Source organism: Finegoldia sp. BIOML-A2 (assembly GCF_009678315.1).
GTDB lineage: Bacteria > Bacillota > Clostridia > Tissierellales > Peptoniphilaceae > Finegoldia > Finegoldia magna.
In genome coordinates this window covers 217758-237383 of sequence record NZ_WKZE01000001.1, presented here as the reverse complement: position 1 = coordinate 237383, position 19626 = coordinate 217758, and the positions used below count along the sequence as shown (strand labels likewise).

Sequence of the window (19626 nt, the reverse complement as noted above, 5' to 3'; positions counted from 1 at the left end):
AGTAAATCGATTTAGAAAACATATTGGAGGGACAATGAAACTGCTTGTAATTTTAGCATTTGCGATAAATTTTGTATATAATTTCAAATGCAAACAGAAAAACAAGATAAACGTTAAAATTCAATCGAAAATAATACTAATTATAAGTGTATTTGCTATTGTAGTTTTTATTATTTGCTATAAATTTGATAACACATTACTGGGCTATCTTGTTGCTATATTTGCAACAGCTTCAATTTATTCATCAGTATTCTATCAAGGAATTTCTGAAAAAGGAATCAATATCACGATGAATGCAACTACTATATTAAAATTTGTGAGATTTGACGAAATTAAGAAAATAAATATAGAAAAGAAAAATGATAATTTAAAAATAAAAATATACGCATATGGAAATACATTTATTCAAATTTACGATAGCGATGATGAAGATGAGATTAGATATATATTGAAGCAAAGATTACGATAAAATGATTAGATTTTTACTATGTTAATTTTAGTTTCTTGTGGCAACGGCAGGAATTATTGTATCATTGTGGCATAGAAAGAAGGGATAAAAATGTTGAATGAAAATATCAAATTACTTAGAAAATCAAATGGATTGTCACAAGAACAATTAGCTAATGAAATGCACGTTGTCAGACAAACAGTATCGAAATGGGAGAGAGGATTGTCTGTTCCCGACTCTGATTCTTTAATAAAATTATCGGAAATTTTACACACATCCGTCAGCGTATTATTAGGCGAAAATGTAGAAGAAATACAACAAACAGAATTAGATAAAATATCTGAAAAACTAGAAGAAATCAATATGCAATTTTTCGAAAATAAACAAAAGAAGATTACGACTTACAGAAATATCTTTATCGCAGTTGATGTTTTAATTGTTTTTGTATTCTTAGTGCTGTTTTTTATGAAAAGCAGCTATTTACAATGGAAAATAGCAGACTCAAACACAATGGTAATGAAGTTTATATTGCAAAGTTTCGAATGGGGATTTGTCAGAGTTGCACCATTAATTTTTGTGATTTGCACAATTTGTGCTTATATTTTTAATAAGAAATTAAAAATATGTAGTGTGATTTAATTAGTATGGTTTCTGCAAAGAAGGTGTGATCCTAATTTATATAAAGTTAATGAAGGTTGATTAATTTCCAAATACAGGGATGATGTTACAAACAATAACTAATAAACATAAATGGATTTACTATACACTATAGTAAGAGCGGAGTGCATTTAATTCCAACATATATTAAATGAAAGAGGTAAAATGTGAAATTATTAGAATACAATGTACAATATATTAGATTAACAGATATAAAGGGAAATAGCTATGATGGGTATGCACACTATTGCACAAAAGATGACTATGAAGTCGAAGAAGATGGTTTAGAGATGAGAGTTAATGGAGATATTTGGATTTTCTACGAATCAGATATCAAATCGATAGAAATATTAGACTAATTAAGCAAACTACTTTGATTTATACAGTAATATATTAAAGGTGCTTTTTATTGTACACTTAAGTGTGTTGATCGAATGATGTCAGAGAAAAAAACCACAACTTATGTAGATGTAAGATATTAGATTTAGATTCAAGCAAAATAAAATCTCATTTTTAAAAATATAAATATGTAAGGGGGAATTTTTGTATAATATTTTTTAAATTGTTAGGAATTTTGATTTTTGGGTATATATATTTTAATAATATAAGAGAGACGTTGCGGTCATTTTGCAAACGATATTATAAATATTGTTTGGCAAATTTACTTATCAAATTGCGTATTAAACTATGCAATAAAAATGCAAATGTTTTCTTATAAATAATAGGAGGCACAATTATGAAATCTTATCCAACAAACAAAATCAGAAATCTTAGCTTGGTTGGGCATAGCGGAAGTGGAAAAACTCAACTCACTGAAGCATGCCTATACTTAACCAATGTGATTAACAGAGTAGGAAAAGTTGAGGACAAAAACACAGTTTCTGACTATTCAAAACAAGAAATGAAGAGGGGTATTTCTATATCCAGCTCTGTTATTCCAATCGAACACAATGACATAAAAATCAATTTCATAGACACTCCGGGCTATTTTGATTTTGAAAGAGAAGTGTATCAATCACTAAGAGCATCTGAAGCGGCACTTATTGTTATTGATGCTGTTAATGGTATAGAAGTAGGAACAGAAAAAGTTCTTCGTTATACTCAATCAATAGATCTTCCAAGAATTATTTTTGTAAATAAAATGGAGAAAGAAAATGCTAATTTCAACAAATGTGTTAGTGATTTGCACATTAAATTTGGTAATAATATTATTCCGTTCACTTTGACTCTTGGAGAAGGCGAAGACTTTAAGGGAGTTATCGATGTTATCGACAAAAAAGCTTTTGAATACAATGGTTTTGAATTCAAGGAAGTTCCTATTCCAGAAGACAGAGTGGACGAAGTTAATGTCGTATTCGATGAAATTTGTGAAGTTGTCGCTCAAACAGACGACGAATTGATGGAAAAATATTTCAACGGAGAAGAATTTACTCACGAAGAATTCAAAAAAGCTTTGGTATCGGCACTACTTGAAGGATCTTGTGTACCACTTATCGCAGGAAGTGCGCTTACAGGAGTAGGTGTTGATGTTTTATTAGAAATTATCGAAAAATACATGCCAACACCTGACGATGAAAGAGCAAAATACGGATTCAGACATGCTGACGACAAGCAACGTAAATTCTCTGTTGATGAACCAATGAGTGCAGTTGTATTTAAGACAATTGTGGATCCTTTTGTTGGAAAGATTTCGGTTTTCAAGGTTATATCAGGTAAAATAACCAAAGATACTTTAATATATAATTCAAGCAAGGAAGTTGAAGAAAAAATTGGTGATTTGTTCTTCTTACGTGGCAAGGAACAAATAAAAACCGATGAAGTTCACGCAGGTGACATCGGTGCAATTAGCAAATTGGTTGAAACAGAAACAGGGGATACTATTTCTGATAAGAATGATCCAACTGTTTACAAACGTTTGAAATTAAAACCTGCAACATTATTCTTTGCAATTCAACCAAAATCGAAATCAGATGACGATAAAATTTCTAGTGCATTAACTAAATTGCAAACTGAAGATTTGTCATTTGTATCTGAAAGAAATAATGAAACTAAGCAATTATTAATCGGTGGACGAGGCAATGTTCAACTTCAAGTAATGATGGACAGATTAAAAGATGAATACCAAGTAGAAACAGAAGTTGTTCCATTGAGAATTGCTTATCGTGAAACTATCAAATCAAAATCAGATGTCGAAGGAAAACACAAGAAACAATCTGGTGGTGCTGGACAATTTGCGGATGTATTTATTAGATTTGAACCATTGACAGATTCTGAAGAAAACTTCGTATTTGAAGAAGAAGTATTCGGTGGAGCTGTTCCTAAGAATTTCTTCCCAGCAGTTGAAAAAGGCTTGGAAGAATCCTTGGAAAAGGGACCTTTGGCAGGATATCCTGTAGTTGGTGTCAAAGCGATTCTTTACGATGGAAAATATCACCCTGTAGATTCAAATGAAATGGCATTCAAGATCGCAGCTCAAATCGCATTTAAAAAAGGAATTGAAGAAGCGAAACCAATTTTATTAGAACCTATTATGAAAGTTACAATCAAAATCCCTGAAGAATACATGGGAGATGTAATGGGAGATATGAACAAACGCCGTGGTAAAATTTTGGGAATGGAATCTGACGAAGACGGTAACCAAGTAGTAATCGCAGAAGCTCCTCATAAAGAATTATTCGAATATTCAATAGATTTGAGATCAATGACTCAAGCAAGGGGAGAATTTGAAATGGAATTTGTGAGATATGAAGAAGTCCCTTCTAATGTTACAGAAGAAATAATTAAAGAACAATAAAATTAGAGATGCCCTTATCGTTTGATAGGGGCATTTTTTCGTGACAAAAAGCTTGCTGACGTATATGTTAATCTATTATTTATTTCTATTGCAAATACATTTGATTTATTGTAAGCTAATATTGATATTATATATGAAAAATACATACAAGGAGTTAATATGAAGTTAAGGATTTTATGTCTGGTTATATTATCGTCTATTGTTCTGTCTGCTTGTGGGCAAGAAAAATTAAATAATAAACCAGAACAAAAAATTGAGCAAACAAATAATTCGAAATCTAAAATTACTGCAGATAAAATTATCAATGGTACAATGGTTATTGATTTTAAAGGTAAAGAACAGACATATAAATTTGATGGAGATTGGAAAGCTTTCAGTAATATAGAAAGATCTTTTCAAAGATTGATTTATGGATTTTCTTTTTTAGACGATTTTTTTAATGCGTATGAAGATACAAAGGATATTTCATATATAAAAGAAGGATATTCATTGATTATTTCTTTTGTAGAGCAAATGGAGTTTGATAAAAGTAAAATGTCATGGCATGATGAAACAACTGCTCTTAGAATGACGAATATTCTAAACTTTATTAAAAAAACTGAACAATTAGATTTTAAATTGTCTAATAAAGATGAAGAATTGCTTGACGATAATTTGAAGAAAACCGCAGAACTTTTTGCATTTACTGATTTCTATTCTGGTAATAACAATCATGGGTTTTTTCAAGATGAAGCAGGTCTTATGTATGCAGTAAAATATGGTAGAGATGACATAAAAGATATATGCAGTAAAAGAATAGAAAAATATATTAAAGATAACTTTGATAATGATGGTGTCCATTTGGAAAATTCATCTGAATATCACTATGTGTTAGTTGCTGAATTAAAAAAAGTTTTAGATAATTATGACGAAAATGTGATTCCAAATTACAATGAATTAAAGGAAATTTACGTAAAATCCGCAGATTTTGCCTACCAAACTCTTCTTCCAAGTGGAATCATACCTAATATTGGTGATTCCTGGTCGATGAAGATTAATCTAAATGATTATTATAGTGATGATATTTTAAATAATAGAAACACTAACAAAAGACAAACTTATTATGAATCTGGTTATGACATTTACAAAAATATGGACAAAAAAGCTTTTCTTTTGTTTAGGGGTGGTTACATCAAGAATCCTCACCATCATAACGATGATTTGAGTTTTTGGCTATATAAGGACGGTAATATATTTACTGAATTTGGTTCGTATGGATATGAAGAATCTAATCCTCATACAAAATACCAAACAGATTTTGAAGCTCATAATACTTTAATTGTAGACGATGGAAATAAATTTAAGGGTAAGGATGTAAAAATAACAAAAACAGATTCTCCATGGGAAATGTCAGGTGTGACTAAAAGAATTTCAAATATTACTTTCAAAAGGAATATAAGATTTAACAAAGACTTATCAAATATTTCGATAATTGATACTGTAAAATCATTGGACAAACAAGAACATAAATACACTAGACTATTTCACTTAGATCCTTCAATTCAACCTAAAATCAAGAAGAAGTTAGGAAAAAATGTTGTTGAACTTTATAGAGGCGACAAGCTTATTGGAAAGTTAATTACTGAAGATGAAGTGAGTTTAACAGATGATTTTTATTATTCTGTTTACTATCAAAATCCTCCACAAAGTACAAAAGTAATTAAAGTTGATTGTAATGGAATAGATAAAGAAATGAAAGTTGATATTGAATTAAAATAATTATACTAAGTAGAGAATGCCCTTATCGTGTGATAGGGGCATTTTTGCGTGAGAAAAAGCTTGCTAACGTACGAGCACATCTCGCTTGTGAAAATCTCGCTTAATCAGATTCAGGGAGACTAGGAAGGGTGCTAGATTACGTAGAAGTATTCTTCCTTGAAGTTTTTGTAAAGTGAGAAGTGGTTTTTGTTGTAATCAAGTAGTCCTTCTTTTTTCATTTCCATTAGTTCCTTAGATAGTGCACTTCTGTCGACGTTTAGATAATCTGCTAGTTCTTGTCTATTAAATGGTATGTCAAATTCGTTGGTTTCTTTTTTTAGGGCGACAGAGCTTAGGTAGACGGATAGTTTTTGGCGAATTTTTTTGAAGGAAGATTGGCAAAGTTTTTGTGATAGTAAATAATTGTCGTTCGATAATATCACGAGAAGATTTTTGATTAATTTGTCGTTGTAATCGTTGTGATTTTTAAAAATTTGGTTTGTTTTTATGAACAAGATTTCGCAGTCTTCACTTGCGACTACATCTATGATTAACTTTTCGCCACTTATTGCGTAGGACTCTGCTATTATTTGGAATTTGTTCCTGTTAGAAAGTATCATTCTACTTCCCCAATAATTTGTGATTTCTAATCTAACTTTTCCTTTGAGTATTAACCCGAATGTGTCTGTTGTGTTTCCAGATTTGTATATGTATTGGTGTTTTTTATAGGATTTTTGGTAAATAAAATTTGAGTTTAATAGTTGTTCGATTTCTTGTTTTGAGAAGTTTTTAAATAATTCTGATTTTAATATTTCCATTTCTACCTCTTATGTTGTTTTAACAACGTACTTTTTCATTAAATTATATTAAACTATAGACATAAAATCAAATGTGGTTTATTATATATGGAAACAAAGGAGAGAAAAATGAAAAATATTTTAGATACAATTGGAAATACAAGACTTGTTAGATTGAAAAACATAGGAAATGGAAATATTTATGTTAAGGTTGAAAAGGAAAATGCAACTGGTTCAATCAAGGACAGAGCATCTCTTGAAATGATTAGAGGAGCGATTGATGATGGTTCATTAAAACCAGGCATGAAGATTGTTGAGCCAACAAGTGGTAACACGGGAATTGCGATTGCAATGATTGGTAAAACTTTGGGCTACGAAGTTACAATTGTTATGCCAGAATCGATGTCTATCGAAAGACGTAAATTGATGCAAGCTTATGGTGCGACAATTATTTTGACTGGCGAAGGTGGTATGCAAGCAGCCGTTGATAAGGCGAAGAAATTGGAAGCTACTGGCGAATATTTTATGCCAAATCAATTTGCAAATCCTTACAACACTTTGGCTCACGAAAAATACACAGGTCCTGAAATCTATTCTGAATTACCAGAGGTTAAAGGATTTATCGCTGGTGTTGGAACAGGTGGAACTGTTAGTGGTGTTGGTCATTTCTTAAAGGAAAAGAATGAAAATGTAGTTGTGTGGGCAATTGAACCAGAAGAATCAGCGTTGTTAAGCACTGGAAAAGCTGGTGGACATAAAATCCAAGGAATTGGAGCAAACTTTGTTCCAGAAATTTTGGATAGGGAAATGTTAGATGAAGTAATCACTGTAAAGGGTGATGATGCTTTGGATATGGCAAGAAGACTTGCAAAAGAAGAAGGACTTTTGGTGGGAATTTCTTCGGGCGCAAATGTATTTGGCGCATTAAAAATGTTAGAGAAAGTTGATGGGCCGATAGTTACGGTTCTTCCAGACACTGGAGAAAGATACTTGTCGACTGAATTATTTGAAAATGAGGCTAATTAAAAGATTATCTGAATACGGTGATTTTATTTTAAAAGAAGATCCTGCATGTCGCACGAAATTCGAAGCGTTATTTATGTATCCAATCGTGAAGGCGTTGATTTATCACAGAATCGCAAATTATTTTTACAGAAAAAAGCACACAACTCTTGCAAGATTTTTCTCACAAAGAGCGAGGCGTAAAACAGGAATTGAAATTCATCCAGGAGCGACAATCGGCAGGAATCTATTCATAGATCATGCGATGGCAGTTGTGATTGGAGAGACTGCGATTGTCGGGGACAATTGCCACTTTTATCATAACGTAACGCTTGGTGGTACTGGCAACGAAAAAGATCACCAACGTCACCCGATTGTAGGAAATAATGTTGTAATTGGAACTGGAGCGACTGTTTTGGGGCCGATTAGAATTGGAGATCGTGCGAAAATAGGAGCAGGAGCAGTTGTTTTACATGATGTTCCAAGTGATTGTACAGCAGTTGGAATGCCTGCAAAAATAATAAGACACCATTAATATTGAGCACAAATCTCTTTGGCAATTAAATTTGCTGAGGAGATTTTTTTATTTTGTGGTAGAATGGATTTATAAGCTAGCAGGAGGAATTTATGAAAAAGAAAATATTTGCAATTGTAATGATGCTTTTAATGTTGTGCTCATGTAGCATTGGAAAAAGAGAAGTGTATTTGTATGGAGAAGATCACGATATAAAACCTATTTATAATGAAGAATTAAACATTTTGAGAGATTACTACAAAAAAGGTGGTAGGAATTATTTTCTAGAGTCTCCTCATTATTGTGCACAATATCTTAATTTGTGGATGAAATCAGATAATGATGAGTATTTGAACAAAATGTATGATTTTTTTAAAGAATATGGAAATTACGATTATGATTACACTATTGAATTTTATAAAACTATTAAGAAAGAAATGAATGATATTAGATTCTACGGTGTCGATGTGGGACATGCTTATGATATCATCGGCAAGGATTACCTAAAATTAGCAAAAGAAAAGGGCGACAAAGAAGATATTGAACTTACTGAAAGAGCGATAGAACAAGGCAAGAATTTCTATGATAAGGAAAAAGTTGATCATTTAAAAGCTAGTGAGTACAGAGATAAAATGATGGCAGAAAATTTTATGGATACATATAACAGGACAAAAGGAGATGTTATTGGATTTTTTGGATTGGCACATATAGATGGTGTAGGTTATGTTAACGATTATATGACGAAGATTATACAAGATAAAATTAAAAATCTTCACACAGTTAATTTGTTGAAAAGTAAAAATCTCAAACCAATCTCAACAGAAAAAATAACATATAATGGAAGAGAATTTGAAGCGGATTATTATGGAATTATAAGTCACAAATACTCCCTATATCCTCACGAAAAATTATACCGAATTAAAGATGCGGAATATTTCAAAGATTTCACGACAACAGGTTACAATCAATCATTTCCGTATAATTTCAGCTTTGAAAAAGGAGACATCATATTAACCAGACAATACAACGATAAAGATCAAGAAGATGTAGTTGTAAGAGTTACAAGTGATGGAACAGAAAAACTTTTCTTAGTAGACTACATTCAACCAAACTAATTTCAAACAACACACTAAAAAATCATCCTCTATTTAAAAAGAGGATGATTTTTGTGTGTCTATTTTATTTTTCTCCAAAAACCGATTTGATTGTAAAGTTCAATTCCTATTACTATTAATGCCCATGGAATTAATATTCCCATGAGAATCCATTTAATTGGGGCTGATTGAATGCTAAACAATACAAATGAGAATATTGCTATTGTCAAAAATGAAAGTCCCATCATTTTAATAACGTAGGCGAATTTGGATTGTCTGTTCATTATGTCTGAAATGCTCGACCAATTTACGTACTTGTGTTTATAATCTCCTGCGACTTTGAATCTACAAAATACGAATATAGATATTAAATTCAACACAATTGCAACGATTACGAAATAGATTTTTACTCTAAAGAATATGGAAAATCCTAATATTGCAAGGGCAGATAACACGCCCATTATTGTAAATGAGAATTTTACTTTTTCATTCAAATAAGTTTTCTTACTCATTGGTAGACTCATCAAATAATCGTGATTTTGTCCGTCCAATGAAACTATTATCGATTGTAGGTTCATAGGAAATAGTCCAATGAACACACTGTACATAAATGAAATGCTAAGAGCAATAGCAAGTGATTGCAAATCGGAAATATTTGTCCCGAGGTCACTTCTCATATTTGACAAGTTTGTAAATGTCATTATTATTGGGAACATCACTGGGAATAAAATGCACGATGTGATAGTTGTAGCATCACTCAAAAGCATTTTGTTGTATTTGAACATTTCCTTGCCGATATTGCTTGGTTCTTTGTCAACTTTAGTTCTCTTAACAGAATTTTTTCTGTTTTGAATATCGCTCATGTGTTCGTACAAGTTCTTCGATGCAAATTCTAGAATCGCTTTTCCTAAAATCACTTCAACAACTGCCAATACAGCTATGAAAATAATCGCCGATAATGGATTGTGAAGTAATCCTGAAATAGGGCCAAATCCTGTAGTGTTTTTCATGATGTTTGAATTTTGAATAAAAATTACAAATACTATGGCAACGACTTGAATGAAAATATTAAGCCCAACCATTATTTGCGTGTTGAATTTGTACAATGCAGATGTTCTCACCAAAAGCTCCGCAACGACAATATTCAAAATTATTGTAAAAACGAATAAAACTACGAAATTCAAAATTCCGAACAAAATTGCCAAGAATATATTGAATTTGAAATCAATGAAAAACTTTATCGACAACAACAAAATCGGACTTAGAACTGTCAACGAACTCAACATTGTCAAGAAAGTTTTGGAAACGAACATTTCCTTCTGACTGATTGGAAAATAGGACATCTTCAACGAATCCTTGTTTTCATAAAACAGATTGAATACGCTGATGAAGTTTTGCAAAGTTCCCAAAATTACCAAGTAAAACACGAATAAATCAAACATCTTAGGTGCCTTGCTATAATCAAACACAAATCCGAACATAATTCCGTAAATTACAAGCATCATCACAGCGGACATTATATATTGTCTGATAATTTTCTTGTAAATACTTTTGTTCTCAGCAGGCTTGGTCTTCTGTCTGATTTGACCTGTGAGCATAGGATTTATATTCAATAAGTCGATTTTCATCAATTCTTTTAATTTAGTTTTGTTCATCTGGAACCTCATCGTGTGATTTTATCATTTCAAGATAAATTTCTTCCAAAGATTTATCCGGATGTAAGTCTTTTAGTTCTTGAACCGTACCTAAGAATATAAGTTTTCCTTTTTGCAAAATTCCGATTCTGTCGCAAAGTTTTTCTGCAATTTCCAAAATATGAGTTGAGAACAAAACAGTATTTCCTTTGTTGGCGTGTTCTCTCATCATTTCCTTCAAATTGTACGAGCTTTGTGGGTCAAGTCCTGTCAACGGTTCGTCCAATACCCACACATCTGGATCAGATAACAGAGCAGCTATTACGAAAACTTTTTGTCTCATACCATGTGAAAAAGATTCGATAGGTTGGAAGAATTCTGTCAAATCAAATTTTTCGGAAAGCATCTTGCAAGTAGCGTTGAATTTGTTTTCTTCAACTTCATAAATCGTTCCTACAAATCTCCAAAATTCGTAAGGAGTCATCTTCAAAAACATATCTGGACTGTCAGATACATATCCGATTTTTTTCTTAGCTTCCATTGGATTATCTTTTACATCAATATCGTCAACTTTGATAGTCCCATCTTCAGGTTTTATAACACCAACTAAGGATTTTATCGTAGTTGATTTACCGGCTCCGTTATGTCCAATAAGACCGAAGATTTCGCCGCTATTAATTGTAAGATTCAAATTATCCAAAGCGATTTTCTTGTCATATTTTTTTGTCACATTCTCAAAAGTAATCATACATACCTCCTCTTGTATCATACTGTATCATAATCGTAGCACACTTGTGATATCGTGTCAAATAAAAAAAGAATTAGCTATTGCTAATTCTAATACGTAAGCAAACCCTCATACACGAATATCTGGACTACAAAAATTGTTGATTTCTAAATCTCAAAATCCTAAAATCGAAAACTCACTTACGTTCAAACAGTTCGATTTTTACGGATTTTTTCGAATTGAAATCATAGCAATTTTCTCCGTATGATATTCTTAGCATGAGGGTTTATTACTTTGACTATGCGTTAAATAAATCTAGCCAATTCTTTCTATAACTGATTTTAAATGGTTGAACCTTCTGATAAGTTCATCCTTTTCAAATTCTTTTGGTTGCATATATTCAGTGACTTCAGTAATAGTTTCATAAAGTTTATCATCGTCGTTTTCTTTATACAATTGAATAGCTTGTGATCTAAGAGCTGCAAGTTCCTTGTAAATCATCATCACCTCGTGCTCTTCTTTGTTTTCCAAAAGAAGTTGTTTAAGTGGCCAATTGATATTGTGCTCAGTTGTGACGCATTTGTTTGGAATGTAGACATTCTCACGTTGCATATCTTTCAAAAATCTATTTAAAATTTGATTGTTGAATTTATTAATCATAAGAAAATTAATATCCACACCTTCTTCAGCACACTCAATTTTGTCTCCATCTTCTTCTTTTAAAAGCACAGATATTTTAGTGCGCAAATCAGAATCATCGCATTCAATTATTTCAAAATTGTGCTTTTCAGATTCTATCATCAAAAATTCTTTAATATTTTCAGGCATATTGTAAATTAAAATCGATCTAGCCATAAAACCTCCTTAAATATTCATATCTTCCCAATCAAAATCATCACTTAAAGGCTTTTCATTATAAAAGTCCTTGAACAAATCCTTTGTGTCTTCGACACTCACATCATCGACACACTTCACCAAGCTATCAGCAATATCCTTCATATATTCAATATGATAGAAACATTCGTAAGCATCAGGAATAAAAGTCGCTTGAATGAAACTTTTACCCACAAATTCCAAAGAGAAAAAGTAAGTCTTCTTACCAGATCTTACTTCCTTATAATTTCTAAGCGCATCTTCTGAAATCTTGTCTATCTCATCTAAAACTATATCGAATAGGGGAGAGTCGAATGTTTTTTCTGAAGTTTTCAAAATCAATTTACTATTTTGCTCTAAAAACTCATCAGTTCCACTAAAAACTCCCTTTTTCAAAAACTCAAGCATAAAAACCCTCCTTAAAAATTATACATTTAATTGGTTAAACTAATAGTATATAATTCATACTTCGTTATGAAATTAAAACCCACACTTTCAACTATTTTTCTTTCCTTTTCTTCAACAAAAAACGTAGTATGTTTTTGATTATCTAACTTTGATATATTCAAGCATTTAATCAATAAATTTCGCATTATATTTTCGTCAAAATCATCCTTATAATCAATCCCGAAAACTTCCATAAGTAAAGGAGTGTACACAAAATAAATACATCCTTTTAAAATATTTTTTTCGTAATATAAAAAAATATTCCATTTCTTATTTGACTTTGAATTTAAAGCGTTGAAAAGCCTATCGGAATTCCAGTAAATATCACTTGTTTTATCATGTAAATCTCGAAAATCATTCCAATTCTCAATATTAACACTAACTATGTCTCCATCACATTCTAAAGGAGAATATTTTTCAAAACTTAAAGTGTATACGTAGCTTTCGTCAATTTTTTCAGAATCTATACTTTTTAAATACTCAATACTTATTGTATTATCTGAAGGAAAACCAAAATAAATAGTATAGTTTGGATATCTGGATTTTGAATATTCAATAAATTCTTCAATAGCTTCTTGTTGATTATTTTGAATATTAAATACATTAAAGCCTAAATAATGGTCTTGTTCAATCCAATAATAATCAATCCAACCTAACACTTCATCATTATTTATAAATAAGAGTATTTTTGAATTTGATTTTGAAAATGATGAATATGCTGATTTGTAAAAATCATTTTTAGTCTTGATACCATCCAAATAAGTTGGAAATGCTGAAGTTGTCAAATCTTTTGATAAATTATATGAAAAGTCCAAATAATTTTCTATATCTTGTAAAGTTGCTTCTATTAACATATATTATTTTCCCTTAAAAGATTTCTGTCATACAATAATAATACCATAAATCAGAAATTTAATAACGAAGCACATGAAAATAATTATTATAAAACAGCAAAATCAAAAATTTCAAAAAGTATTTTTGATATGAGTGATAATTTTATAAATTTTTTTTAGTCCAATAAACTGCAAAAGTGATATAATATCAATAAAGATAATCATTATTGATAGGAGGGGCACAATGATAAAAGTTAATAATTTGCATAAAAGTTATAGCTCTGGTGAAGATTCGTTAGAAGTACTTAAAGGAATTGATTTGGAAATAAATGATGGACAAATAGTGTGCGTTTTGGGACCTTCTGGTTCAGGCAAGTCAACTTTATTAAATATATTGGGAGGAATTGAAACAATAGATGAAGGAATTGTAGATGTCTTCGACAATAAACTTGACTCTATCAATAAAAAGCAGCTTGAAAAGTACAGGAGAAATTATGTTGGATTTGTATTCCAGTTTTATAATTTGGTTAGCAATTTAAATGTTTTGGAAAATATTGAAGTTGGAAAATATTTATCTGAGAATCCGATAGATATTGAGGGACTTATCGATGATTTGGGGTTAAGAGAGCACATGTACAAATATCCTAACGAAATATCAGGAGGTCAAGCTCAAAGAACATCGATTGGAAGAGCGATAATAAAAAGACCAAAATTATTGATCTGCGATGAACCAACTGGAGCGTTGGATTACGAAAGTGCAAAAGACGTTTTAATATTGATCGAGAAATTAAACAAGCTTTATGGATCAACTGTAATTATCGCCACGCACAACACACAAATTTCCAAAATGTGCGATGTTATACTATCCATTCACAATGGATCTATCAAAACTATCGTAAATAATACAGAAAAAATCTCGGCAGACGAGGTGAGTTGGTAATGAAAAATCCAATTAACAAAAGGATAGGAAGACAAATAGTTAAAAATCCTGGGAAATTCTTGCCGATTATTTTGGCGATGGTTTTTGTGGTGGTGTTTGCGTCATCATTTTTTACTTCACAAGATTCAGCGAAAGCACTTTACTATGAGCAAATTAACAAAGGAAAAGTGGAAGATGGACAATTTACAACAATTTATCCAATATCCAAGAAATTAAAGACCAAACTTGAAAAAGAAAAAGTAGATATATATGAAAATTTTAATATCGAGATTTCACATATCGGCGACAAAAAACTCAAAGCTTTTGTCAATCGAAAAGAGATAAATATTGCACAAATTTTAGAAGGAAGACTTGCAAATAAGAATGACGAGGTTGCAATTTCTGGAAATTATGCACGAGCTAACAATATCAAAGTACAAGATTGGATAAATTTGAATAACAATAAGTTCAAAGTTACAGGTGTTATTTCTCTTCCTGACTACTCATCAATTCTTAGAAACAGAGATGATCTTGTGATGGACACTGGATATTACGGAACATGTCTGTTTAATGAAGATGGATTTAAATTATTCAAAAATGTGCCAATCAAATATACTTACTCTTATCATACAAGAGATACTTTGTCGAAAACAGAAGCATCAGACAAACTAAAAGATTTAGTGAAGATTGCTATGACTGAAAATACAGTTATCGATGCAGTTACTCGATTCGATAATCACTGTATAACTTACTTAATTGATGATATGGACGGAGACGTTCCAACAATGACAACTTTTATGATAATCTTATTCGTAGCACTTGCTTTTGTAAGTGCGGTTCAAGTTAAAAGTTTGATGGAAAAAGAATCATCCGTAATTGGAACACTACTAGCTTCTGGATACACCAAAACAGAATTGTTGAAAAATTACATGATAACGCCAGTGATTATGACATTATTTGCAGCAATTATAGGAAATATTGTGTCGTATTCTTATGCATACAAAAGATACGTTGCACTTTATTACCAAAGCTTTGATTTGCCAAAGTTTAAACCAGTAATTAGCATGAGGTCATTTTTGATTACTTGTATAGTTCCGTTGGCGATTTACATTATAATTAATTTCTTAGTGATATCGTTCAAATTAAGAGCGACTCCATTAGAATTTTTGAGGGGAAATTTCAAAAAAGAAGCCAGAAAATCTAGGCTGAAATTAACCAAATTCGATTTAATGAACAAATTCAAAACAAGAGTGCTTTTGGATAATAAATTCAACCTTGTAGCATTGATTTTCGGAGTTTTCTTGGCAAATATAGTATTAATATTTGGATTGTCCGTTAAACCAATTTTCGAAACATATTCTCAAAACTTGAAAGATACCATGAAATACAATTACACATATTTCATTAGAACGGAACAACCAAATGTTCAAGCTGACAAATCCACAATTTTGAATGTTGAGTTAGCTAACAAAGGCAACAAGAAAGTTCAGATTTATGGATTAGACAATAATTCACAGTACAAAATAAACAAATTGCACGAATTAAAAACAGATGAGGTAATAGTTTCAAAAGGATTTTTAGAAAGATTTTCTTACAAAATACACGACACAATCAAAATTACGGAGCCATACGACAACAAAATCCTAGAATTAGAGATAAAAGGAGAAGATCCTGGTAATAATTTATACCAAATATTTACCAAAAGAGAAAATTTGAACAGTTTAATAGGAAAGAATAACGAATATTTTAATGCATATCAATCAGATAACAAACTAGATATTTCTAATTCCAATTTATTAACAGAAATAAATAAAGGTGAAATGACCAAGTTTATGGAGCATTTTTTGGATGGCTTTGGAGTAGTTTTTGATATGTTGTTGTATATTGGAGTTGGATTTTATCTAGTAATGACAATCATCATTTCTAATATTATCATCGACAAATCAAAACTTAATATATCTTATCTCAAAATTTTTGGATATAGTGACACTGAAATCACTAGCATTTACGTGAACGCAATATTTGTAATTCTTGTAGTGTTGCAATTAATTATGATTCCTTTGATTGATAAAATAATTAAATTCATTATTCTGATTTCAATGTCGAAGTTTGACGCGTATATAATTGCAGATATTCCAATTGAAATGTATTTGAAATCTGTTTTGTACAGCGTAATAATTTTCGCGACTATTCAAGTATTGCAAAAAATAAAAATATCAAAATTAGATATGGTAAAAGAATTGAAAAACATAAATGGATAAACGAAACCCCAAAGTCTACAAAACTTTGGGGTGATTTTTATGTCTATTAGAAATCATTCCTGAATTTAGGTGTTTTTCCATTTTCATAAGGATTGTAATTGTTGATATCACATTGAAATTCTTTTAGTTCAATAATTTTGTCTGAATCATTCCATAAAATAAGCGAAATTCCTTCAAAGCTTGAAAAGTCACCATTACTCATTTTACATTCAAAAATCCACTGAACGACTGATTGGTTTTCATGATGAAATATTTGTAAAATATCCCATTTTAGAACCTTCACTCGAGTATTCCATTCATCAAACCATAACTTTATAGTTTTTTTATCTGAGTACCTTGGACCCCAACATTCTGTGTAGACAACATTATCAGCGAAAATGTTATCTATTCCAAAGTCTTTTTGCTCCAGCCACATTTTAAACCACAATTTTATAATTGATTCTCTATTATTCATCACAATCTCCATTAAAAGTTTTCTATTATACATTAATGATACCACAAATCAAATAAATTACGGTAATTAAATCAAGAATACAATATCATACAATGCAATATTACGATATTGCATATTACGATATTGTATATTACGATGTTGCATTAAAAATATCAATTTAATAATGAGTTAAAAAGTTTTATAATAGTTTAGTAAATTTTTGCAACAAAAAAAGCGGCTGATTAGTCGCTTAAAATTTGTATTCAAATATTTCTTCATCGATTTGCTTAAAACCTACAGCTTCAAACATTTTTCTGCTTTGGTGGTTAAAAGCATAGATATTTGCAGTGACAGATTTTAATCCATTTTCTTTTGCTAATTCCAAAATCTTTTTGACACAACTTCGTCCGATATGTTTGTTTTGAAATTCTTTGCACACAACTATCGTTATTTCATTGTCATCAGTCAAGGAAATATCTCCAACTAATTCATTTTTGTATTCAATGTAGTACAAATTTCCATGAGTATTCAAATAATTGTACATTTTTTGAAGCCTATCAACATCATATACGAAATCAATGTTGTCGACTTGTTTGCACACATCCTTATCTTCGTACCATTTCAAAGTACTATCGTAATTTTCAAAATAGGGAATAAGGTTGATGTTTTCATTTACGGTAATTGTGTTCATGTTATTTTTCCTTTAATTTAATATCGAATTTTATGATTTATCACAATTTGATTAAATCTACAATTTATCTTATCTTCAATCAGTTATATTAATCCAATATCTTTGGATAGTATTACCATCTGAGTTTACAAACTCATTTTCAAGAACTCCACCATTTTTAATAATAGACTTAGCTGATCCGATATTTTCTTTATCACAAATCATGAGTACTCTTTCAATTCCCAATTTTTTACACTCTATCAAAGCTAGTCTTACCATTTCTGTGGCATAGCCTTTTTTTCTCTCACTGGGTCTTATTCCATCTCCAATATGTCCAACTTCTTTCAAAAGTGACTCATTTAAATAGTGGCGAATATTTACAGCTCCTAAAAGCCTATCTCTTTCTTCATCTAAAAGGAAGAAAACTGAATCTGGAACTTTATTTTCAGTTTTAGATTTTATTTCTAAGTTATTTAGATAATAGTCAAAATCATGGTAATCATTTTTAAATATTGACCACGGAGAAGTGTTTGTGTTATTCATTTCTTGGTCAATCTTCCATTCATCGATCATCTCACCAAGCTTTAATTCATACTCTTTAGTTAGTTTAATTAATTTTAGTTTCATATATTTTCCTTAATTCCATCCATACCATGCACACAACCTACTCAATATCCAAAATATAGCTACAAACAAGTATTTGAAAGAAATTTCTGACCACTAATTTCAAAATACTAACCTTTTAATAATAAATCCCAAAAATCAAGGATTTACTTATTTCAAGCACTCAGATTTTTCTAATTCTTCTCCAACAACACAACAGCTTCGCAGTGAAACGAGTGAACACTAAGTATGTCTTGTTGACCTGTTCGTATGTGAAAACTTATCAATGAACCTTTTAACGATAGGTAGAAACTATCGTTAAAAGGTTTCAGATAGACAGACTGGGATTTTTTAATCTTTAGTTATCGGAATTCTTAAGATAACGGCAGCTTCTGTTAATCTTCTGCTTCTTAAATATTCTGAAAGCGTTGTTTCGGTCAGAATAGAAAACAAGCGACTAAACATCGAATACGAATATCCGGATAGCTGTGCTACTTTCTTTTCGTCAATTTCATCATCAAGAACTGTTTCAAGATAATCAATCGTATTGTTAAACAACTTGATAATATTCATTTCGATTCTCCCTTTCTTTCGGTTAATTTTAGCATAGAGGAAGATTTCTTTTCCTACCCTAAAATATCTGTACAAGTTTTATAGGTTTTATCTCTTATAAACTTATACTTTGCTAAACTTAATAAACTGGGATTCATAAATTACTATCTAACCATGTTTTTAGTTCATCAAAACTGTAATCTCCTTTTAACGCTATTCCATCTTTAATAATTGAATTCTTACATTCCTTTTTGTAATCTTCAATCATTCTCCCAAAACCACCTCCGCCATGCGTGCAAAACGGAATAATTGTCTTTCCACTTAAATCAACCGTTCTTAAAAACGATAGCACGGGTGGGGCAAAAGTTTTAAGCCAATTAGGAGAACCAATAAAAATCACCTCCACATTTTCAATAGTTTCTGCCCCTTGAATAAGAGGTGGGCAATATCCTTTTTCAATTTCTTCTCTCACTTCTTTTACAGCTGTATTATATGAGAATGAATAAGGCTTTTGTGGCTTCAGCTCTCTCAAATCTCCATCAGTAATCAACGCAATATCTTCTGCTAATCTTCTTGTTATTCCTGAATATGAATAATATACAACTAAAGGACTCATTATAATTACCTCCTT

21 protein-coding genes are annotated in these 19626 nt (G+C 30.8%); 10 read left to right on the top strand and 11 right to left on the bottom strand.

Annotated elements, in window-relative coordinates:
* Positions 1 to 34: 34 nt before the first annotated feature.
* From GKF99_RS01105 to GKF99_RS01085, 5 genes are all read left to right on the top strand, one after another.
* Positions 35 to 469 (top strand): hypothetical protein, encoded by a 435-nt coding sequence (locus GKF99_RS01105; protein ID WP_154272422.1) that lies wholly within the window; start codon positions 35 to 37, stop codon positions 467 to 469.
* A gap of 90 nt (positions 470 to 559) precedes the next feature.
* Positions 560 to 1087 carry a helix-turn-helix transcriptional regulator gene (locus GKF99_RS01100; protein WP_154272421.1) on the top strand — a complete coding sequence of 176 codons (528 nt, stop codon included), beginning with the start codon at positions 560 to 562 and terminating at the stop codon, positions 1085 to 1087.
* Positions 1088 to 1272: 185 nt separating this feature from the next.
* Positions 1273 to 1464, top strand: coding sequence for a hypothetical protein (locus GKF99_RS01095; RefSeq protein ID WP_172976405.1), 192 nt, complete (start codon positions 1273 to 1275; stop codon positions 1462 to 1464).
* 377 nt (positions 1465 to 1841) lie between these two features.
* Positions 1842 to 3899, top strand: a complete 2058-nt coding sequence (fusA, locus tag GKF99_RS01090) for an elongation factor G (protein WP_154272420.1) — start codon at positions 1842 to 1844, stop codon at positions 3897 to 3899.
* Between the two features lie 159 nt (positions 3900 to 4058).
* The gene (locus GKF99_RS01085; RefSeq protein WP_154272419.1) at positions 4059 to 5657 is read left to right on the top strand and encodes a heparinase II/III family protein; all 1599 of its coding nucleotides are present in this window, start codon (positions 4059 to 4061) and stop codon (positions 5655 to 5657) included.
* 131 nt (positions 5658 to 5788) lie between these two features.
* On the opposite strand, the gene GKF99_RS01080 is transcribed toward GKF99_RS01085, so the two are convergent.
* Entirely contained in the window at positions 5789 to 6454 is a 666-nt protein-coding gene (locus GKF99_RS01080; protein ID WP_154272418.1) for a Crp/Fnr family transcriptional regulator, read from the bottom strand.
* A gap of 108 nt (positions 6455 to 6562) precedes the next feature.
* Here GKF99_RS01080 and cysK point away from each other — a divergent pair, with 108 nt between their 5' ends.
* The 3 genes from cysK (at position 6563) to GKF99_RS01065 (ending at position 9064) form a co-directional block, all read left to right on the top strand.
* Positions 6563 to 7459, top strand: a complete 897-nt coding sequence (cysK, locus tag GKF99_RS01075; RefSeq protein WP_154272417.1) for a cysteine synthase A — start codon at positions 6563 to 6565, stop codon at positions 7457 to 7459.
* Positions 7446 to 7970 (top strand): serine O-acetyltransferase EpsC, encoded by a 525-nt coding sequence (gene epsC, locus GKF99_RS01070; protein ID WP_154272416.1) that lies wholly within the window; start codon positions 7446 to 7448, stop codon positions 7968 to 7970. The genes cysK and epsC overlap by 14 nt, the downstream gene beginning before the upstream one ends.
* Before the next feature lie 92 nt (positions 7971 to 8062).
* On the top strand, positions 8063 to 9064 hold the full coding sequence (locus GKF99_RS01065; RefSeq protein WP_154272415.1) for a hypothetical protein: 1002 nt from the start codon (positions 8063 to 8065) through the stop codon (positions 9062 to 9064).
* 59 nt (positions 9065 to 9123) lie between these two features.
* Here GKF99_RS01065 and GKF99_RS01060 read toward each other — a convergent pair whose 3' ends face one another.
* From GKF99_RS01060 to GKF99_RS01040, 5 genes are all read right to left on the bottom strand, one after another.
* Positions 9124 to 10698, bottom strand: coding sequence for an antibiotic ABC transporter permease (locus GKF99_RS01060; protein WP_154272414.1), 1575 nt, complete (start codon positions 10696 to 10698; stop codon positions 9124 to 9126).
* Positions 10685 to 11425, bottom strand: a complete 741-nt coding sequence (locus tag GKF99_RS01055; protein ID WP_154272413.1) for an ABC transporter ATP-binding protein — start codon at positions 11423 to 11425, stop codon at positions 10685 to 10687. The genes GKF99_RS01060 and GKF99_RS01055 overlap by 14 nt, the downstream gene beginning before the upstream one ends.
* Before the next feature lie 294 nt (positions 11426 to 11719).
* On the bottom strand, positions 11720 to 12259 hold the full coding sequence (locus tag GKF99_RS01050; protein WP_154272412.1) for a DUF3783 domain-containing protein: 540 nt from the start codon (positions 12257 to 12259) through the stop codon (positions 11720 to 11722).
* A gap of 9 nt (positions 12260 to 12268) precedes the next feature.
* A complete protein-coding gene (locus tag GKF99_RS01045; RefSeq protein WP_154272411.1) occupies positions 12269 to 12685 on the bottom strand; it encodes a hypothetical protein in 417 nt (138 codons plus the stop codon).
* Between the two features lie 26 nt (positions 12686 to 12711).
* Positions 12712 to 13578: a hypothetical protein gene (locus GKF99_RS01040; RefSeq protein WP_154272410.1), complete on the bottom strand. Its 867-nt coding sequence runs from the start codon at positions 13576 to 13578 to the stop codon at positions 12712 to 12714.
* 223 nt (positions 13579 to 13801) lie between these two features.
* Here GKF99_RS01040 and GKF99_RS01035 point away from each other — a divergent pair, with 223 nt between their 5' ends.
* Together GKF99_RS01035 and GKF99_RS01030 are read left to right on the top strand one after the other, a co-directional pair.
* Complete coding sequence (locus GKF99_RS01035; protein WP_154272409.1) at positions 13802 to 14497, top strand: ABC transporter ATP-binding protein; 696 nt, start codon at positions 13802 to 13804, stop codon at positions 14495 to 14497.
* Positions 14497 to 16737 (top strand): ABC transporter permease, encoded by a 2241-nt coding sequence (locus GKF99_RS01030; RefSeq protein WP_154272408.1) that lies wholly within the window; start codon positions 14497 to 14499, stop codon positions 16735 to 16737. Before GKF99_RS01035 ends, GKF99_RS01030 begins: the two co-directional genes overlap by 1 nt.
* Positions 16738 to 16783: 46 nt before the next feature.
* Here the strand turns inward: GKF99_RS01030 and GKF99_RS01025 are convergent, their stop codons facing one another.
* From GKF99_RS01025 to GKF99_RS01005, 5 genes are all read right to left on the bottom strand, one after another.
* The gene (locus GKF99_RS01025) at positions 16784 to 17191 is read right to left on the bottom strand and encodes a nuclear transport factor 2 family protein (RefSeq protein WP_154272407.1); all 408 of its coding nucleotides are present in this window, start codon (positions 17189 to 17191) and stop codon (positions 16784 to 16786) included.
* Positions 17192 to 17420: 229 nt separating this feature from the next.
* Entirely contained in the window at positions 17421 to 17861 is a 441-nt protein-coding gene (locus GKF99_RS01020) for a GNAT family N-acetyltransferase (protein ID WP_154272406.1), read from the bottom strand.
* Positions 17862 to 17936: 75 nt separating this feature from the next.
* Positions 17937 to 18467: a GNAT family N-acetyltransferase gene (locus tag GKF99_RS01015; RefSeq protein WP_154272405.1), complete on the bottom strand. Its 531-nt coding sequence runs from the start codon at positions 18465 to 18467 to the stop codon at positions 17937 to 17939.
* 327 nt (positions 18468 to 18794) lie between these two features.
* Entirely contained in the window at positions 18795 to 19016 is a 222-nt protein-coding gene (locus tag GKF99_RS01010) for an AraC family transcriptional regulator (RefSeq protein ID WP_241673544.1), read from the bottom strand.
* Between the two features lie 133 nt (positions 19017 to 19149).
* Positions 19150 to 19611: a flavodoxin gene (locus tag GKF99_RS01005; RefSeq protein WP_154272404.1), complete on the bottom strand. Its 462-nt coding sequence runs from the start codon at positions 19609 to 19611 to the stop codon at positions 19150 to 19152.
* Between the last annotated feature and the right edge of the window lie 15 nt (positions 19612 to 19626).

Bases quoted from the DNA above. Each gene is read 5' to 3' on its own strand.
- GKF99_RS01105 (WP_154272422.1), top strand. From the start codon at position 35: ATGAAACTGCTTGTAATTTTAGCATTTGCGATAAATTTTGTATATAAT.
- GKF99_RS01100 (WP_154272421.1), top strand. From the start codon at position 560: ATGTTGAATGAAAATATCAAATTACTTAGAAAATCAAATGGATTGTCA.
- fusA (WP_154272420.1), top strand. From the start codon at position 1,842: ATGAAATCTTATCCAACAAACAAAATCAGAAATCTTAGCTTGGTTGGG.
- GKF99_RS01085 (WP_154272419.1), top strand. From the start codon at position 4,059: ATGAAGTTAAGGATTTTATGTCTGGTTATATTATCGTCTATTGTTCTG.
- GKF99_RS01080 (WP_154272418.1), bottom strand. From the start codon at position 6,454: ATGGAAATATTAAAATCAGAATTATTTAAAAACTTCTCAAAACAAGAA.
- cysK (WP_154272417.1), top strand. From the start codon at position 6,563: ATGAAAAATATTTTAGATACAATTGGAAATACAAGACTTGTTAGATTG.
- epsC (WP_154272416.1), top strand. From the start codon at position 7,446: ATGAGGCTAATTAAAAGATTATCTGAATACGGTGATTTTATTTTAAAA.
- GKF99_RS01065 (WP_154272415.1), top strand. From the start codon at position 8,063: ATGAAAAAGAAAATATTTGCAATTGTAATGATGCTTTTAATGTTGTGC.
- GKF99_RS01060 (WP_154272414.1), bottom strand. From the start codon at position 10,698: ATGAACAAAACTAAATTAAAAGAATTGATGAAAATCGACTTATTGAAT.
- GKF99_RS01055 (WP_154272413.1), bottom strand. From the start codon at position 11,425: ATGATTACTTTTGAGAATGTGACAAAAAAATATGACAAGAAAATCGCT.
- GKF99_RS01050 (WP_154272412.1), bottom strand. From the start codon at position 12,259: ATGGCTAGATCGATTTTAATTTACAATATGCCTGAAAATATTAAAGAA.
- GKF99_RS01045 (WP_154272411.1), bottom strand. From the start codon at position 12,685: ATGCTTGAGTTTTTGAAAAAGGGAGTTTTTAGTGGAACTGATGAGTTT.
- GKF99_RS01040 (WP_154272410.1), bottom strand. From the start codon at position 13,578: ATGTTAATAGAAGCAACTTTACAAGATATAGAAAATTATTTGGACTTT.
- GKF99_RS01035 (WP_154272409.1), top strand. From the start codon at position 13,802: ATGATAAAAGTTAATAATTTGCATAAAAGTTATAGCTCTGGTGAAGAT.
- GKF99_RS01030 (WP_154272408.1), top strand. From the start codon at position 14,497: ATGAAAAATCCAATTAACAAAAGGATAGGAAGACAAATAGTTAAAAAT.
- GKF99_RS01025 (WP_154272407.1), bottom strand. From the start codon at position 17,191: ATGAATAATAGAGAATCAATTATAAAATTGTGGTTTAAAATGTGGCTG.
- GKF99_RS01020 (WP_154272406.1), bottom strand. From the start codon at position 17,861: ATGAACACAATTACCGTAAATGAAAACATCAACCTTATTCCCTATTTT.
- GKF99_RS01015 (WP_154272405.1), bottom strand. From the start codon at position 18,467: ATGAAACTAAAATTAATTAAACTAACTAAAGAGTATGAATTAAAGCTT.
- GKF99_RS01010 (WP_241673544.1), bottom strand. From the start codon at position 19,016: ATGAATATTATCAAGTTGTTTAACAATACGATTGATTATCTTGAAACA.
- GKF99_RS01005 (WP_154272404.1), bottom strand. From the start codon at position 19,611: ATGAGTCCTTTAGTTGTATATTATTCATATTCAGGAATAACAAGAAGA.